Here is a 17,515-nt window from a genome sequence, read left to right as displayed (position 1 = left end):
TTTATTTCAATAAATATATTTAGATTAAAACTAAAAATATCCAAAATCATAAGACTTTGGATATTTAATATAGTAATTTTACTATTCTATTTCTGAGGAATGTTTGCTAAAATATCTTTCAGGAAGCTCCAGAATTTCTGTGTAGAAGGGATATTGGCTCTTTCGTCAGGTGAGTGTGCTCCTCTGATGGTTGGTCCAAAGCTTACCATTTCCATTTCAGGATAGTTGGCTCCTATGATTCCACATTCAAGACCTGCATGGCAAGCTACTACATGAGGTTTTTCACTGAACTTTTCAGTATAAAGCTTCTCCATCAGCTGTACAATCTCAGAACCTGGTTTTGGCTTCCATCCCGGATATGATCCCTTGAATTCAACATTCATTCCAGCTAATTCTGCTACAGATTTTAATTGCTCTGCTACTGAATATTTAGAAGAATCTACAGAAGATCTTGTAAGGTTTAAAATCTTAAGTTCTCCACCTTTCAGTTCTACTCTGGCTATGTTGTTGGAAGCTTCTACAAGGTCAGCTACATCCGGGCTCATTCTGTATACTCCGTTATGAAGAGCTTTTAAAGTAAGAATCACTTTTTTAGAATCTCCTTCTGAAATCGTTTTGTCAGAAGAGGTAGAGTTCTCAATATTGATTTGAATTCCCGGCTCTACCGTAGCAAATTCTTCTAAGATATCTTTTTTAAGAACAGTGGCATTTTCTATAAATTCCTGAGCATTTCTCACAGAAATTATAGCAGAGCCTTCTCTTGGAATAGCATTTCTTAAACCTCCGCTGTCGATAGAAATCAGTTCAATATTTTGATTTTCTAAACCGCTGTAAAGAAGTCTTCCCAAAATAATATTGGCGTTTCCGAAACCTTTATGAATATCCATTCCGGAGTGTCCACCCTGAAGTCCTTTTACTTCAATTCTTACAATTTGTCCTTTTGAAGTTTCTGTGGCATAAGTTTGAGTGATCGTCACATCTATACCTCCGGCACAGCCGATATCAATTTCATCATCTTCTTCAGTGTCAAGGTTCAATAGAATTTGTCCTGTCAGCTGTCCTGGTTTTAATCCTAAAGCACCGGTCATTCCTGTCTCTTCATCAATGGTAAAAAGAGCTTCCAGTGCAGGGTGTGGAATATCCGAGCTTTCAAGGATAGACATGATTGTTGCTACTCCTAAACCGTTATCAGCACCTAAAGTAGTTCCCTTTGCCTTTACCCAGTCGCCATCGATTTCCATTTTAATTCCTTCTGTTTCAAAATCGAAATTAACGTCATTGTTTTTCTGACAAACCATATCAAGGTGCGATTGAAGCACGATAGATTTGCGATTTTCCATGCCTGCTGTGGCAGGTTTCTTAATAATAACGTTTCCTACTTCATCTACCGTAGTTTCCAGTCCTAAATTTTCACCAAATCCTTTGATAAAAGCGATTACTTTCTCTTCTTTTTTTGAAGGCCTTGGAACAGCATTTAATTTGGAGAAATTTTTCCAGATAATCTGCGGTTCTATATTAGATAATTCCATTGAAATTTATTTTTCTCAAATTTACAAAATAAAAAATGCTTCTGTGAGATACAGAAGCATTTTTGTTGTATGATTTCGCTTTTATTAACATCCGCATTCTCCATAGATCGGAGTAGTAAATGTAGTTCCGTCTGGTTTCTCTATTGTCAGAGTTCCTTCGAACAGTAAAGCTTCTTCGCCTTTTATTTTTTTACCCTTTACAGAAATTTTATAATCATCATTTTCTATTTCTTTGGTAAGCAATTCATCTACTTCCATATCACTTGATGAGATAAGATTCATGGCCAGCCTTTTACCATCCAGCATCATATAAGCTGTTTTTCCGGCATCATCTGCATAGATATATCTCTCATTTTCAAAATCAGTTTTGCTTGCTGCAAAATAGCAGGAACATTCTTTGATTTCTTTAGGAAACGGAATGGTTCCCACCAGAATATTTCCTGACGAAGGACTAATAGAAGCAGTGTCTTTTGTAACATGCAAAGAATCGGCAGGAGTAGAGCCTGAAACCGTTTCTTTTTCCTTTTTACAAGCTGCCAATAGAAATGCGGAAAATAAAATGATTAAATATTTCATGTGTTTGTGGTTTTATTATTTGTTTATCCTCTTGCTCTTTCAAGAAGTGTCATCATTAATAAAGAAAGGATTACCAGGCTTTCTTCTTCGTCATCAATATCGATCAGTCTGTCCAGCTGGAATCTTCTTCCAAAGAATGAAGGCATTTTTTTCAGCTTAAAATAAGCTTTCCCATCAATACCAGTTACCGTATAAGATGGATTAAGGAAATACCCTGTGAACATTCCGATGATAGGAAGTTCCCCTACAAAGCTGTCCCAGAATCTTACCCATGCACTGTCTTCCTGAACCTTAAACTTAGGCTGATCGTGAGCATCCAGAATATCATAACTCGCTTTCCAGATAGAACGCATTCCTTTTCTGGCTAATCTACCGAAGTTTTTATTGTCAATAAGATCATTTAAAGAATACGAGGCGTTGAAGTCAATCCATTTATTTGCTCTGATCCTGAAAAGTTCTTTAGACTTGCTTTCATCATTGAAAACGACAACATCTTCTTTTAACTTGAACATTTTCTGACGAACATACGCTACATAATTACCGTTTTTGTCAGTAATGTTAAAGTCACTTGCTAAAGTAGTGATTTTGAATTTGAAATCCAGAGGATAATTAAGATTGTTAAGTACCATGTTAGTTTATTTTTTTCATATTTAATTTAAGCCGCAAATATAGAGGTTTTTTTAGAGTTCTCAGGTATGGGAGAAATTTAAAATATCATATTGAGACATTGAATTCCTGGTCAATTGTCAATTTTTGCTGCGCAAAGTCAATTATCAATAATCACTTTATACAAATTCACAAACGAAGTGAATTGACCATTCACGATTCACTATTAATTATCAACTTTAATCCTTATTTTTGTACCTATGGATTACCCTAGTAAAGTGTTGGCAAAGGCAGTTGATGAGATTTCAGGACTGCCCGGAATTGGTAGGAAAACGGCCTTGAGGTTAGCATTACATTTATTGAAGCAACCCAATTCCAGAGCTGTAAGTCTTGGAAACTCCCTGATTAATCTTGTCAACGAAATAAAATACTGTAAAGAATGTCATAATTTCTCAGATTTTGAGATCTGTGAAATATGCAGCAATGAAAAGAGAAATGGTGAACTGATCTGTATCGTTGAAGATGTGCGTGATGTAATTGCTATTGAAAATACAGGCAAGTACACAGGGAAATATCTGATTCTTGGCGGAAAAATCTCTCCGATGGAAGGAGTAGGGCCTGGCCAGTTAAATATCCCAAGTATAGAAAAGAAACTGAATGATGGAAAGGTAAAGGAATTTATTTTTGCATTGAGCGCCACCATGGAAGGAGATACCACCGCTTATTATATTTATAAGAAATTTAAAAATTTCAATGTGAATTTTTCAAGCATTGCAAGAGGAATTTCAGTAGGTGATGAATTGGAATATGCTGATGAAATCTCTTTAGGAAGATCTATTATCAACAGGTTGCCATACAACGAAAAAGACTAATATGAAGCTGTCTGTTATTATTGTTAATTATAATGTGACCCAATTGCTCAGAAGCTGTCTCGTGTCTCTTCAGAAATACGTACAGGAGATAGAATATGAAGCCATTGTCATTGATAATGCTTCTACGGATAGTTCCTGGGGAGATCTTATTCCGGAATTTCCCAATGTACATTTTATCTCTTCTGAAACGAATGGTGGTTTTTCAAAAGCTAATAATCAGGCTATAAAAACGGCAAAAGGAGAATATGTATTGCTTTTGAATCCTGATACTGAATTTGAAGGGTTTTATATGAAAGAACTTCTGGATTTTGCAGACTTACAGCCTTCTTTCGGATGTCTTGGAGTGAGAATGCATGATACACAAAGGAATTTTCTTCCTGAAAGTAAGCGTTCGGTTCCGGATATGTTCAATTCTTTTGAAAAGCTGTTTACGAATTTTAAAAAAAACAGCTCCAAATCCTATTACAGAGACGACATAGAAGAAAATGCTGTTGCAGAAGTGGAAGTGATTACCGGAGCATTTTTATTGGCTAAAAAAGAAGTTTATGAGAAAATAGGGGGGCTTGATGAAGCTTACTTCATGTATGGCGAAGATATTGATCTCTGTTATACATTTTTAAGAAACGGATATAAGAACTTCTATTACGGGAAAGTTTCTATTCTTCATCACAAGGGCGAAAGCACGGTTAAAGATGAGGTATACCTCAACAGATTTTATGGAGCTATGCAGATCTTTATTGATAAATATTATAAAGAATCAAAACCTGTGCAGTATTCATTTTTAAAGGCTGGGTTGAAGCTCCGCCATCAGATTGAAAAGATCAAGTTAAAATAAAAAAGCAACTCAATTTGAGTTGCTTTTTTGTATGTAAGATAATACTCTTTTTATTTTGCCGGAGCAACAGGTGTCTGTGCCGGAGTTGTTGTAGAAGAAGCAGGTGCTGACTGTTTTGCCGGCGCTTCTTTCTTTACTGGCTGTTGTGCAGGAAGTGCCTGAGAGGGCTTACCTGTAATAACAACGCTTAAAAGGATAAGAACGATGATAGTTCCGCCTAGAGTCCATGTTGCTTTTTCCATGAAATCATTGGTTCTTTGTACCCCGAACTGTGCTGATGATGCACCTCCGAATGTACTGGAAAGGCCTCCTCCTTTTGGATTTTGTGCCATAACGATAATTACCAATAAAACGCTGGCAACCATAACAAGAACCATCAATAGTGTAAATATAGTATCCATTAATTCTGATATCTTTTTGAATGGGCAAATTTAATCTTTTTTTACTGAATGACAAAGAAAGATGTCGCCAAATGTTGATAAAAATAAAAACGGCAACAATTGTTGCCGTTTTTTCTATAAAAACAGGATGTTATTATTTAAAATCAGCATCAGTAGCCTTATTGATCTCATAAGACTTCACGGCCATAGTCATATCCATTCCCATTTGGCTTACAGAGATGGTGTAAGGCATTTTCACACCGTTTACCTCTTTGTAATTAGAAAATGTTGTTGGAATAGTCATTTCCTGACCTTTAGCTTTCACTTTTTTAGTTTCCCCGGTTTTTAATCCAGTTGCAACACTGTAGTAATAGGTAGTATCTCCGCCTTTAATTGCATAAGAATCTTCACCCGCAATTTTCTCAATTCCGCCTAATTTATAATCAGCAGATTTTGCAAAACCTAATTCTTCGAAGAGTTCAGGATTCTTTTGTTTTTCAGCAACTTCTTCCGGTGTGATATCCACTTTTTGGCCCATTTGCATTGAATAGCCTGTCTTTCCGTCGAATACCTGTTTCTGAACAACCTGTCCCATTGCAGTTACTGTAGTAAGCTCCTTTCCACCTTGTGCCCTAACGATTTTAAAATCGATGCTTTGTCCTTGCATAGACATGGACGCATTCGTTGTATAAGAAGTGATTTTTGCCAGATTAGCTTTTCCTCCGATAGCATTGATGTATTTGTCAACAACAGAAGCTACTGTTACGTTTGCGTCTACTTTTTGTACTGTTGGCTTTGCAGCCGGGTTAGCTTCTTTATCGAAATATTTTACAGGATAACCTAGTTTTTCAAGACCTTCAGAAATATCAGACGCTTTACCAGCGATGAAAATTCTGCTTTGGTTTGGTAAAATAGTAGCTTTTACTGCATTGGAAACATCTGCTGCAGTTACTTTATCAATAGATTTTAAGTAATTGGTATAGAAATCAGCAGGCAGATCCTGAACTTTTTGATTTAAAGCAAATCTTGCGATGGTTGCTGGCTGCTCTAAAGACATGATGAAAGATCCTTTCAGTTTAGCCTTCGCATTAGCCAGCTCTTCAGGTTTTACTGTAGAAATAGCATTCAGCTCATTCATGAACTCTTTAACCGCTTTGTCGGTAACTTCATTTCTTACACTTGCACTGGCAGAAAATTCAGGAGAGTATTTGCTGGCAACCATATTGGAGTAAGCCCCATACGTAAATCCGTTCTTCTCTCTAAGGTTCATGAAAAGTCTTGCTTCACCACCTCCACCAAGGATATAGTTGGCAATGGTAGCCGGGAAGTAGTTGGCATCTTTCATTTTCAGGGTGTTCAGGTTGTTTAATGAAACAACAGACTGTACTGCTGAAGGAACGTCCACTACATTGATCTCTGTTTTAGCAACATTCGAAGCCGGCTCTAATTGAGCGATAGGAGTGTTTGCTTTTTTCCAGCCGCTGAAAGCTTTTTCGATCAAAGGTTTTACCTGATCAAATTTTACATCTCCAACGATTACTAAGTAAGCATTATCCGGAGCGTAGTATTTTTTATAAATATTTTGAACGTCAGCTAACTGAATTTTATTGATTGATTCAACGGTTTCAAACTCACCTCTTGAAGTATTTTTTCCGTACATCAAAGCTTTAGAAACTTTTTGTGCGATAGAAGAAGCATTTTTTTCTTCAGATTTTAATCCTTCAACAGCTCTTTCTTTAGAGTTTTGAATTTCTTCAGCAGAGAATTTAGGATTAATGATCGCATCAGCCATCAAATTTAAAATTTCAGGGAAATATTTTGAAAGAGAATTGGCAGAAGCTCCTCCCGAAGAAAAATTAAGATTTGCGCCAAGGTAGTCTACTTTTTTGTTGAAATCATCTTTGCTGATGTTGGTGGTTCCATTTTCGAACTGTTCAGCCATAATTTCGCTTACTCCGGTTACAGCTCCTTCATGGTATGGAGGTCTGTCCATAGAAAGGCTTGCACTTACTCTTGGCAGTTTGTTGTTCTCTACTACCATTACCGTAAGACCGTTGCTTAGCTGGAAAGTTTTTGGCTTCGCTATGTTAATCGCAGGAGTAGGTCCTGGTTTTGGCATGGCATTAAGATCTATTTTTTGTGCTGAAACCATTCCTGTAAAGAAAAACGCTGCAGCTATATATGTTAATTGCTTTTTCATTTGTAAAAATTTAATTTTTGATAATCATATGGTAACCTAAAAGTTGAAATAATTACTTTTTCTCAGGTACGTAATTAATGATTATTCTTTGGTTGGAATTAAGATACTTTTTAGCTGCATTTTGAAGATCCTGTCTGGTGATAGATCTGTAAATGTCGATTTCTTTGTTGATCAAATTCGTATCACCCATCAATACGTGGTTGGTTGCCAATGAAGCAGCGATTCCCTGAATGCTTGAATTAGCATTTACAAATTGGTTTTCGTATTGGTTTTGAAGTTTTTGGTAATCTTCCTCAGAAATTAAAGTAGTCTGAAGCTTTTTGATTTCAGCATCAATATCAGTCTGTAAAGCCTGTTTCGTAGTTTGTCCCATTGGAATCGCGAAGAAGGCAAAAATACTGTAATCTTCAAGACCCTGGTTGAAAGCAGCTACCTGAAGTGCTTTTTTATCCTGGTCTACTAATTTTTTATATAAAACGGATGACTTACCACTGCTTAAATAAGAAGAAAGCATATCTAAAACATACACATCTTTTTCTTTGTTAGCCGGAGTTCTGTATGCGAAAACATAAGCCGGAAGCTGGATATTCGGATCCGTAGCAGTAACCTCTTTTTCCTGTGTGATAGGAGTTTCTTTCGGGTAATCTTTTGGATAAAGTGTTCCTTTTGGAATCCCTCCGTAATACGTTTCAATCCATTTTTTAGTCTGCTCAGGTTTGATGTCTCCTGCTACAACTAAAGTTGCGTTATTCGGAACGTAATACTTTTTGTAGAATGCCTGGAATTCCTCCAGTTTCGCTGAGTTCAAATCTTCCATAGAACCAATTGTTGGCCAGTTGTATGGGTGATTGGTAAATAAATTTTTCTGAATTGTTGTGAAAAGATTTCCATAAGGCTGGTTATCCATTCTCAATCTTTTCTCTTCTTTTACAACTTCTCTCTGTGTATCCACCCCAATCTGGTTGATTACAGCCTGACGCATTCTTTCAGCCTCCATCCAAAGTCCTAGTTGCTCATTGTTGGAAGGGAATGTTTCATAATAATACGTTCTGTCATTAGTGGTATTGGCGTTGTTTTGCCCTCCGTTTGAAGAAACGATTTTGAACCATTCTCCTCTCTTGATGTTAGGAGTTCCTTCGAATAAAAGGTGTTCAAAGAAGTGAGCAAAACCAGTTCTGCCTTTTACTTCATCTTTTGCACCTACATGGTACATTACACCTGTTGTTACCACCGGCGCCGAGTTATCCTGATGAAGAATTACGTGAAGACCATTGGGAAGGTCATACTCTTCGAATTTGATTTGCTGTGCATTCAGCATTAGCCCGAAGAAAGCTACGGCAGCAGCAGAAAGAAGTCGCTTTTTCATAAAATTTAGAAATTGTTTACCAATTAGTATGAAAAGTGAATTAAATGTTACAAAATGAATAGAAATAGATAGGTAAATGTGAGTGGTGAATGGTGAATTTGCTTCGCTTGTGAATTTTTTGTTACGGGATTCGGGTTGTGAGATTTAAGGTTGCCAATAATTATTGTAGAGAAATTTTTTAATCAATGGGTAATCATTCACGATTCACTTGCGAAGCAAAATTGACCATTGACAAATAATCCCACGATCCAATCCTGGTACTCAAAATTTTGAACTTTTCTATGAAAGTTTGAATTCTGCTCTGAATACCTTAATTTTGTGTTCCCAAAAATTTTTTGCTGTATGGACTATTTGAAAGGACTCAACGAATCACAATATGAAGCCGTTACCTCTTTACAAGGACCTTTGATGGTGCTTGCCGGAGCAGGTTCCGGGAAAACGCGTGTATTGACTATGCGTATCGCCCATTTAATTCACAATGGAATAGACCCTTTCAATATCCTGGCGCTTACCTTTACCAATAAAGCGGCACGTGAAATGAAAGACCGTATCGCAAAAGTAGTAGGAGACAGCAATGCAAGAAGTCTTTGGATGGGAACTTTTCACTCCGTTTTTGCCAGAATTTTAAGAATTGAAGCCCACTATCTGGGATATCCTTCCAACTTTACCATTTATGATCAGCAGGATGCCCTTAATGTGATCAAAAAAGTATTGAAGGATATGAATATTGATGCTGATCTTTATAAACCTAAAAAAGTTCAGGCCAGAATTTCAACGTATAAGAATAACCTTATTACAGTAAAAGCTTACTTCAACAATCCGGAACTGATGGAAGCAGATGAGAAGGCGAACATGAAATTCATCGGACAGATTTATCAGAAATATGTGGATCAGTGTTTCAGAAACGGATCTATGGATTTTGATGACCTGTTGCTGAAAACCAATGAATTATTGACCCGTTTTCCTGAAGTGCTGGCAAAATATCAGGATAGATTCCGATACATCATGGTAGATGAGTACCAGGATACCAACCACTCTCAGTATCTTATCGTAAAAGCTTTAGCTTCAAAATTTGAGAATATCTGCGTGGTGGGAGATGATGCACAGTCTATTTATTCCTTCCGTGGTGCGAATATCTATAATATCTTAAACTTTAAAAAAGATTATACTGATGCCAAAACGGTATCATTGGAACAGAATTACCGCTCTACACAGAATATTGTAAATGCGGCTAATGTAGTCATTGCAAAAAACTTACAGCAGTTTAAGAAAAATGTATTCAGTGATAATGAAGAAGGAGATAAGATTAAAATATACCGATCTCTTTCCGATGCTGATGAAGCCAATTTCGTAGCAGGAAATATCTGGGAACTTCGTAACCGTGACCAGAGAAAGTACAGCGATTTTGCCATTTTATACAGAACGAACTCTCAGACCCGTGCTTTTGAAGATGCGCTGAGACGTAAAAATATCCCCTATAAAGTGTATGGAGGACTTTCTTTCTACCAAAGGAAAGAAGTAAAAGACCTTATTGGTTATCTTCGTCTTCTGATCAATGAAAATGATTCTGAAGCTTTAATGAGGATTATCAATTATCCTGCAAGAGGAATTGGGGAAACCACTCAGAATAAGCTGATCGTTTTTGCGGATGCTCACAATATTGCGGTTTCAAAAGTTTTGGATAATCTTCCGATGTACGCACCTCAGTTAGGTCTTAACAACGGAGTTTTAAACAAACTGAATGACTTTTGGTCAATGATCAAGGCTTTTCAGGTATTGCTGAAAACAGAAACGGCTTACAGTGTTGCGATGGAAGTGGCAAAAAGAAGCGGTTTAATCAAATTTTTAAAAGATGATCAGACTCCTGAAGGAATTTCCAGAGTAGAAAACGTACAGGAATTGATGAACTCTATGCAGGGATTCATTGAAGAACAGATGCAGCTGGAGGATGGAGATCCTAGCCTTTCTAATTTCCTTGAGAACATTGCTCTTTCCGCAGATACTCAGGATAAAAACCTGGAAGATGATATGGTTTCTTTGATGACGATTCACCTTTCAAAAGGGTTGGAATTCCCGGTAGTACATTTGGTTGGGCTTGAAGAAAACCTGTTTCCTAGTTTTATGAGTTCTGCTACCAGAGAAGATCTGGAAGAAGAGAGAAGATTATTTTATGTAGCATTGACAAGAGCTGAAAAACAAGTATTCTTTTCATATGCTGTTTCGCGTTTCCAATGGGGAAAAATTACCGATGCAGAGCCTTCAAGATTCTTAAGTGAAATTGATGATGAATATATTGAATTCCTTAATCCTGCTTTGGAAAAAAGGTTTATTAATAATTCAGGAGTAAGATCCAATATCTTTGATGAGCATCCTTCCGAAATGAAATCTTTCAAAAAGGTTGAGAAAAAATCAATTGACAGAGGAGATACATCGAAACCGGCACCGGAAGTCAGAAAGTTGAAACCCGTAAGCACTGCTAAAATTATCAATCCAAGCGGAGCTTCTTCTCAGGATATTGAAGTAGGAGATAAAGTGAGACATGACCGTTTTGGGATAGGGGAAGTTAGTTTTCTGGATGGAACAGATCCTCAGAATATCAAAGCAAAAGTTATTTTCATCCATGAAGGAGAGAAAAACCTGATCCTGAAATATGCGAAACTGACTAAGATTTAATTTCAGAACAAAACAATATAAAACGAACGGATTCAATTTTTGGATCCGTTTTTTATTTAAACGTGAAGTTCGCAATGTTGCTCTCACACTATGTATATTTTTCATTCACGAAAGCGTTTCACTTAGCAGAGATGATTTTCCTTGCTGAACGAAGTGCCGTTGCGATCGTAAAATAATCACTAAATAAGAATTTCTTTGCGCTCATAGCGTTTTTTCAATATTTATTTTACCGTTAACCTTCCATAAAACAATGTTTTTTATGAATGTTTCCTTAAATTATCATAACTTTAAGTGAGGGATAGAAAGAAACAATAATAGTTTTTTACAAAAACAAAGTCTATCTATTTTGTAGACTAATAAATAAATTTTACATTTGCACCTTGTAAAAACATAAATGTTATCAAATTCTAAACTATGAAAAATAAGAAAACTATTCTTTCGGCCTCTGTTTTATTTTTCCTCGGCGTATTTACTTACGGACAGGAAAAAGACAGCATAAAAGCAAATAAAGACACCATAAAAACCAATACGGTAGAAGAAGTAGTCGTATTGGGTTCAAGAGCTGGAGCCAGATCTAAAGTAGACAGCCCGGTTCCTGTAGATGTATTCAATGTGAAAGAATCTTCAATCATCCTTCCGCAAACCAATATCGGACAGATTCTGAATGCGGTAGCGCCTTCTTTTACTTCTACTATTCAGACTAATTCCGATGGAACGGATCATTTGGATCCTGCACAGCTGAGAGGATTAGGACCGGATCAGGTTTTGGTTTTGGTGAATGGGAAAAGAAGACATACTTCAGCATTAGTGAATGTAAACGGAACACCCGGAAGAGGTACTGTAGGAACCGATTTGAATGCTATTCCGTCTTTCGCTTTAAACAGAATTGAAGTATTAAGGGACGGTGCTTCTGCACAATACGGATCTGATGCTATTGCCGGAGTAATTAACCTTGATCTGAAAAGAGACACCGGAAAACTGGCAGGACAGATTAGCTATGGAGGAAATTTAACGCCAACGGCTAATGACCATACAGGAGATTTTGACGGACAGAATATTCAGCTGGATTTGAACTATGGTAATAAAATAGGTACTAAAGGAGGTTTTTTTAATATTACCTGGTCTTCACAGTTCAGAAACCCAACATACAGAGCAGGAACTGAAAGTGGTCCTATTTATAATGCTTATAACGCCATTGAACAACGTGCTTTGAATGACGGAGTGAATCTTTCTTCTCTTTTTACAAATATCAACAATACTCCCAATTCACAACAGCTTGTAAATTATGTACATCAGTATGCGCAAAATGTAAGCTATTTCTCTCCGGATCTGCAAAATTCAATCCAGGGAGCCAATACCATTTCTGCGTTACAAAATGTTTTGAAATCGGCAAATTTCACCAGAGATCAGCTTAATTATATCACAGATCAGGAGCTGGCTTACAGAGGACAGACGAGAAAGGATTTTAATATGCAGGTAGGACAGTCTAAGCTTAATAATCACCAGCTTTTTGTGAATGCTGAAATTCCTGTAAGTGACAACTGGAAAGTGTATACTTTTGGAGGATATAGCTTAAGACACGGAACTTCCGGAGGGTTTTACAGAAGACCAAGCGAAAGCAGAACCTTTACAGGGTTATATCCTAACGGTTATCTTCCGCAGATCGGAACAGATATTCAGGATATTTCATTAGCAGCCGGGATCAAAGGGAAATGGGACGGCTGGAATATTGATTTCAGTAATACTTACGGACAGAATTCCTTTACCTATAATATTCAGAATACAGGAAATACCTCTTTGCGTTTTGCTTCACCAAGAGAGTTTAATGCGGGTGGACTGCGATTTTCTCAAAATACCATCAATTTAGATTTCTCTAAAAAATATGATGTATGGGAAGGAATCAACGTAGCATTTGGAGCTGAACACCGTTATGAGAATTTTAAAATTACTCAGGGTGAGGAAGCTTCCTATGCAACCTATGATGTTTCCGGAAATGTATGGAACGGAAATTCCGTGAGACCTACAGATTTCTTCGGAGCAGCGCTTCCCGGGGGATCTCAGGTATTCAACGGGTTTAAACCTGGAAATGCCGTAGATAAAAACAGACAGTCGGTAGCAGCCTATGCAGATGTTGAATTTAATTTTACCAACTGGTTACTGGTAGATGCTGCAGCGAGATATGAAAACTATTCGGATTTCGGATCGACTTTCAATTATAAACTGGCTTCAAGAATCAAGGTAGCCCCTAATTTCAATGTGAGATTTGCAGGTTCTACAGGGTTCAGAGCACCATCTATTCACCAGATTTATTATAACGTAACGTCTACATTGTTTACGAATAATCAACTTCTGGAAGTAGGAACTTTCAGTAATGATTCGCAGCTGGCAGGATTGCTGGATATGCCAAAACTGAAGCAGGAGACTTCAAAATCGGCAAGTGTAGGATTTACTTACAGAATCCCTGCTGTTGGACTTAGCTTTACTGCAGACGGATATTTCACGAGAATTGATAACCGTATTATTCTTACTGACCAGTTCCTGAGAGCAAGCGTTCCTCAGAAAGCACAGGAAGCTTATGATCAGTTAGGAATCAATGCCGCACAGTTCTTTACCAACGCCATTGATACTGAAACAAAAGGTTTAGATGTGGTAATCTCACATAATGCAAGATTCTCAGGATTTAAACTGGATAATAATTTTGCCATTAACCTTAATAAAACCAAGCAGGTAGGAGATATCCATTCTGCAGGACTTTTACAGTCGCCACAGCTTGAGAAAGTATACTTTTCTGAAAAATCAAGAGTGTATCTGGAAGAAGCCGTACCGAGAGTGAAAGCCAGTCTTTCGCACACGCTGTCATGGAAGAATGCAACTTTCTACCTGAGAAATACCTATTTCGGAAAAGTAACAGGCGCTGATATTATTGATGTGAATGGAGACGGAATCATTGATTTTAATGAGCACCAACCGATCGGAGATAAGATTATCACTGATTTATCTGCTGCTTATCAGTTTACTAAAAATGTAGGACTGACCTTAGGGGTAAATAATTTGTTTGATATTTATCCAACAAAAAACCTTACCGCTTCTACTAATAACGACCAATTCATCTATTCACGTTCCACTTCACAGTTTGGACAGAATGGAAGGTATGTTTTCGCAAGACTTAATTTCAATTTTTAAATAAAAACAAAAGATAATGCTTAAAAAAAACAGTTCAGAAATCCTGAACTGTTTTTCTTTATTTAATATGAATTAAACTTTTATTTTTGAACCATTAAGATGTAATAAGAGCTTAAGAGTATTAAGATAAGCTTCGCTTTTAGCTTAAGAATCAGAAAGATTCATCTTAACTATACTTATTTCTTTAATCATCCTAAATAGTTTTTCTTTATAAAATTTGAATTTTATCTTTCTACCAGCTCCTTCACGGGTTCACCATAATGATCAATTTCCGTGGTGTTGATTTTAAGCAGCTGATACCACTTGATGAAAGCTCCTATAAATACAACAAGCATAAGAGCCATTGCTGTTGCTGCTAAAACTGCGAGTAAATACTGTCCTTTTGGAATATAAATAGCGGTCACCTGAATATAGCCCGCCCAGAATGTAATTCCAGCCATAAAAACGCCGGGAATAGCCGAGCATAAAGCATATTTTCCTCTGTTCATCCTGATCAGCATTGTTGTACAGACAATGAGTCCGCAGGCTGCCAATAGCTGATTACTGATTCCAAATAATGGCCAGATGCTGTTTACATTTCCGGTATACACCAGATATCCCCAGGCAAAAGTGAAAAGAATACTGCTGATAATAATTCCCGGAATCCAGTTTTTATCATTGAATTTTGGAACTACTGACCCCAGCATTTCCTGTAAAAAGAAGCGTCCCACCCTTGTTCCCGCGTCAATAGCGGTAAGAATAAATACTGCTTCAAACATAATGGCGAAATTATACCAATAAGCTGTCAGCTGATCCATGTACGGGATTTTATTGAAAATATGAGCCATTCCTACAGCCAGAGATACAGCACCTCCGGTTCTGCCATAAAGATCAATCCCAATTTTCTGTGAGTAATAATCAATATCTACTCCGTGTAGTGACGGATGGGCTGCAAGAAATGAATCATAAGCTTCTTTTGGAGTATTGATGGCAAAATAATCACCAGGCATTAGCGTACAGGCAGCAATAAGTGCCATTAAGGCTACAAAACCTTCCACAAGCATTGCTCCATATCCAACGAAAAGAATTTCTCTCTCTTTGTTAAGCATTTTCGGAGTGGTTCCTGTTGCAATCACAGCATGAAATCCGGAAATAGCACCACAGGCAATTACAATGAAGATAAAAGGAAGTACAGGGCCGCCAATAATAGGGCCGCCACCATTCACAAAAGCTGTAATCGCAGGCATCTGTATCGTAGGATGAATAACAATTACCCCGATAGCCAGCATAATAATAGTTCCGATCTTTAAATAGGTTGAAAGATAATCTCTAGGAACTAAAAGAAGCCAAACCGGTAATACAGACGCAATAAAGCCATACAAAGGAATTGCAATTGAAATTGTTTTAATATCCCATGAAAATAAACCATTCATCGTAGGATTCTGCATGAGCGTATGTCCCCCGATAATTCCGGCAATCAGGAGGATTCCTCCAAGGATACTGGCAAACAGAACACTGTTCTTTTTATAACGCATAATCAGTCCCATAATGATGGCAATGGGCATGGTAATTACAACGGTAAAAAGAGACCATGAAGCCTCATGCATTGCATTGATACAAGCCAGAGACAATCCTGCCAATGTGAGAATCAAAATAAAAAGGATGGCAAAACCTGCTACAGTTCCTGTTGTTTTTCCGATTTCTTTAGAGGCGATAGTCGCAAGACTCTGTCCTTTATGCCTTACTGAAGCAAAAAGTACGATCATATCATGTACTCCGCCACCCAGTACGCATCCTATCAGTATCCATAAAGCGCCGGGAAGATATCCGAACTGTGCTGCAAGAACAGGCCCTACCAAAGGTCCGGCAGCAGCAATAGCGGCAAAATGATGTCCGAAAAGTACATTTTTATTGGTTGCAACATAATCTTTACCATCTGCAAATTCCACGGCAGGGGTGGTATTCTGGTCGTTAAGCCGGAGGACTTTATTGGCAATAAAAATACCATAGAAACGGTAAGCTATCGCAAAAATAAGAACAGATACAAATATGAGAGTAAGCGCATTGATATTGTTTAAAGATTCCATATTGCTTATTTTTATTGATAAATAACTAATTGATTGGTGTTTTTGTTGTTAATAATTTAAATAATAGCCAAGGTAATTAATTCTCAATGAAAAAATATCAATATGTATATCAATCTAGCAAATTTGTTGTCGAAATGTATTTTATTGTATTGATTTGTAGTTGTTTGTATTATGATTTGACAGGTGAATGTATATTACTTCTTTTGTGAAAGAACAAAATCTACCATTTCATCAGTAATTTTGTCCAGATAAGCTTTATCAGTTGTTCCAAAACCATGTACTCCGCCATCAACGACGATCAGGGAGTTCTGTATTTTGGCTCTGTTTAATTTTCTGTGAAGTTTTTTAGATTGGTTTAACGGAACAATTTTGTCATTATTGCCCTGAACAATTAAAGTTGGAACTCCTTCCGAAACAAAATTAACTGGAGATAGGGTTTTAAGGTAATCAATAGCTCTGTCCTGATCTTTTCTGATATCATATCCGGAAATTCCTTTCACCAGATTTTCCTGTAAACCGACAATCTTTTTTGACATCAACCCGATCATTCCTACCGGAATTGTTCCTAGTCTTGTATGGAAAAGTTTGTTGAGATCAGCAGGACCATAATGATCAATTACATAATTTACTTTGGCAGAATAAGACGAAAGCTCCGGACTTCCCAGATAGGTATTGTCGGGAGTATAAGCCGCCATCAGGGAAAGGTGAGCTCCAGCTGAAGCTCCGAACAGACCTATATTATGGGTATCGAAATGATATTTATCTGCATTTTTTCTTACCCATCTGATAGCATCTTTGGTATCTTCCAGAGGCAATGGAAAATGAGTACTGTCATTCAGCAGTGTATAATTAATGCTGATCACGGCATATTGCTTTGCCAATAATTTTTCAACAGTGGTTTCCAGATAATTGTCTGCATGAACTACTTTATCGCCTTCAATCCATCCGCCTCCATGAACATAGATCAGTACAGGTATTTTTTCAGTGGAAACATTTTTAGGAATATATAAATCCAGAGCAAGAGGTTTTCCTTTTTTATTGGTTTTATATACAATATCCTCAGACAGATTGGCTATATTAGGAAGTACTGTACTTTTTACTGGAGGTGTTTTAACCTGTACTTGTGAAAAGTTCTGGGAAAAAAATAAACTAGAAAAACCTAAGAATAAAACAAAAAACAGGTTTGTAAAAAACCTGTAGATTGATATGTTGTTTATCGATGAATTCAT

General features: G+C 37.1%; 12 protein-coding genes. 4 read left to right on the top strand and 8 right to left on the bottom strand.

All coding sequences use genetic code 11. From position 1 onward, the window contains the following. Window positions 1–86 precede the first annotated feature (86 nt). From JOE44_RS12205 to JOE44_RS12195, 3 genes are all read right to left on the bottom strand, one after another. Window positions 87–1,529, bottom strand: coding sequence for an aminoacyl-histidine dipeptidase (locus JOE44_RS12205; RefSeq protein WP_209785800.1), 1,443 nt, complete (start codon window positions 1,527–1,529; stop codon window positions 87–89). 84 nt (window positions 1,530–1,613) lie between these two features. Beyond that, window positions 1,614–2,105, bottom strand: a complete 492-nt coding sequence (locus tag JOE44_RS12200) for a hypothetical protein (RefSeq protein ID WP_209785799.1) — start codon at window positions 2,103–2,105, stop codon at window positions 1,614–1,616. Between the two features lie 23 nt (window positions 2,106–2,128). After that, entirely contained in the window at window positions 2,129–2,734 is a 606-nt protein-coding gene (locus JOE44_RS12195; protein ID WP_184559331.1) for a hypothetical protein, read from the bottom strand. A gap of 237 nt (window positions 2,735–2,971) precedes the next feature. Between JOE44_RS12195 and recR the strand changes: the two genes are divergently transcribed. Both recR and JOE44_RS12185 read left to right on the top strand, forming a co-directional pair. After that, window positions 2,972–3,583: a recombination mediator RecR gene (recR, locus tag JOE44_RS12190; protein ID WP_209785798.1), complete on the top strand. Its 612-nt coding sequence runs from the start codon at window positions 2,972–2,974 to the stop codon at window positions 3,581–3,583. Window position 3,584: 1 nt separating this feature from the next. Continuing rightward, a complete protein-coding gene (locus JOE44_RS12185; RefSeq protein ID WP_209785797.1) occupies window positions 3,585–4,418 on the top strand; it encodes a glycosyltransferase family 2 protein in 834 nt (277 codons plus the stop codon). A 50-nt stretch (window positions 4,419–4,468) separates the two neighbouring features. On the opposite strand, the gene secG is transcribed toward JOE44_RS12185, so the two are convergent. The 3 genes from secG to JOE44_RS12170 form a co-directional block, all read right to left on the bottom strand. Next, window positions 4,469–4,819, bottom strand: a complete 351-nt coding sequence (secG, locus tag JOE44_RS12180; RefSeq protein WP_209785796.1) for a preprotein translocase subunit SecG — start codon at window positions 4,817–4,819, stop codon at window positions 4,469–4,471. A gap of 133 nt (window positions 4,820–4,952) precedes the next feature. Then, a complete protein-coding gene (locus JOE44_RS12175; protein WP_209785795.1) occupies window positions 4,953–6,998 on the bottom strand; it encodes a pitrilysin family protein in 2,046 nt (681 codons plus the stop codon). Between the two features lie 52 nt (window positions 6,999–7,050). Beyond that, window positions 7,051–8,364, bottom strand: a complete 1,314-nt coding sequence (locus JOE44_RS12170) for a pitrilysin family protein (RefSeq protein ID WP_209785794.1) — start codon at window positions 8,362–8,364, stop codon at window positions 7,051–7,053. 342 nt (window positions 8,365–8,706) lie between these two features. Between JOE44_RS12170 and JOE44_RS12165 the strand changes: the two genes are divergently transcribed. Further along, on the top strand, window positions 8,707–11,037 hold the full coding sequence (locus JOE44_RS12165) for a UvrD-helicase domain-containing protein (RefSeq protein ID WP_209785793.1): 2,331 nt from the start codon (window positions 8,707–8,709) through the stop codon (window positions 11,035–11,037). A gap of 414 nt (window positions 11,038–11,451) precedes the next feature. Then, window positions 11,452–14,220 carry a TonB-dependent receptor gene (locus JOE44_RS12160; protein ID WP_209785792.1) on the top strand — a complete coding sequence of 923 codons (2,769 nt, stop codon included), beginning with the start codon at window positions 11,452–11,454 and terminating at the stop codon, window positions 14,218–14,220. A 224-nt stretch (window positions 14,221–14,444) separates the two neighbouring features. Here JOE44_RS12160 and JOE44_RS12155 read toward each other — a convergent pair whose 3' ends face one another. Both JOE44_RS12155 and JOE44_RS12150 read right to left on the bottom strand, forming a co-directional pair. After that, window positions 14,445–16,286, bottom strand: coding sequence for a carbon starvation protein A (locus tag JOE44_RS12155; protein WP_245169770.1), 1,842 nt, complete (start codon window positions 16,284–16,286; stop codon window positions 14,445–14,447). Window positions 16,287–16,480: 194 nt separating this feature from the next. Continuing rightward, window positions 16,481–17,515, bottom strand: a complete 1,035-nt coding sequence (locus tag JOE44_RS12150) for an alpha/beta hydrolase (protein WP_209785791.1) — start codon at window positions 17,513–17,515, stop codon at window positions 16,481–16,483.

This window comes from Chryseobacterium sp. PvR013, from assembly GCF_017833095.1.
Classification (GTDB): domain Bacteria; phylum Bacteroidota; class Bacteroidia; order Flavobacteriales; family Weeksellaceae; genus Chryseobacterium; species Chryseobacterium culicis_A.
Note: the sequence above shows the minus strand (reverse complement) of the source record. Positions and strands in the feature narration are given on the sequence as shown.

Bases quoted from the DNA above. Each gene is read 5' to 3' on its own strand.
- JOE44_RS12205 (WP_209785800.1), bottom strand. From the start codon at position 1,529: ATGGAATTATCTAATATAGAACCGCAGATTATCTGGAAAAATTTCTCC.
- JOE44_RS12200 (WP_209785799.1), bottom strand. From the start codon at position 2,105: ATGAAATATTTAATCATTTTATTTTCCGCATTTCTATTGGCAGCTTGT.
- JOE44_RS12195 (WP_184559331.1), bottom strand. From the start codon at position 2,734: ATGGTACTTAACAATCTTAATTATCCTCTGGATTTCAAATTCAAAATC.
- recR (WP_209785798.1), top strand. From the start codon at position 2,972: ATGGATTACCCTAGTAAAGTGTTGGCAAAGGCAGTTGATGAGATTTCA.
- JOE44_RS12185 (WP_209785797.1), top strand. From the start codon at position 3,585: ATGAAGCTGTCTGTTATTATTGTTAATTATAATGTGACCCAATTGCTC.
- secG (WP_209785796.1), bottom strand. From the start codon at position 4,819: ATGGATACTATATTTACACTATTGATGGTTCTTGTTATGGTTGCCAGC.
- JOE44_RS12175 (WP_209785795.1), bottom strand. From the start codon at position 6,998: ATGAAAAAGCAATTAACATATATAGCTGCAGCGTTTTTCTTTACAGGA.
- JOE44_RS12170 (WP_209785794.1), bottom strand. From the start codon at position 8,364: ATGAAAAAGCGACTTCTTTCTGCTGCTGCCGTAGCTTTCTTCGGGCTA.
- JOE44_RS12165 (WP_209785793.1), top strand. From the start codon at position 8,707: ATGGACTATTTGAAAGGACTCAACGAATCACAATATGAAGCCGTTACC.
- JOE44_RS12160 (WP_209785792.1), top strand. From the start codon at position 11,452: ATGAAAAATAAGAAAACTATTCTTTCGGCCTCTGTTTTATTTTTCCTC.
- JOE44_RS12155 (WP_245169770.1), bottom strand. From the start codon at position 16,286: ATGGAATCTTTAAACAATATCAATGCGCTTACTCTCATATTTGTATCT.
- JOE44_RS12150 (WP_209785791.1), bottom strand. From the start codon at position 17,515: ATGAATTCATCGATAAACAACATATCAATCTACAGGTTTTTTACAAAC.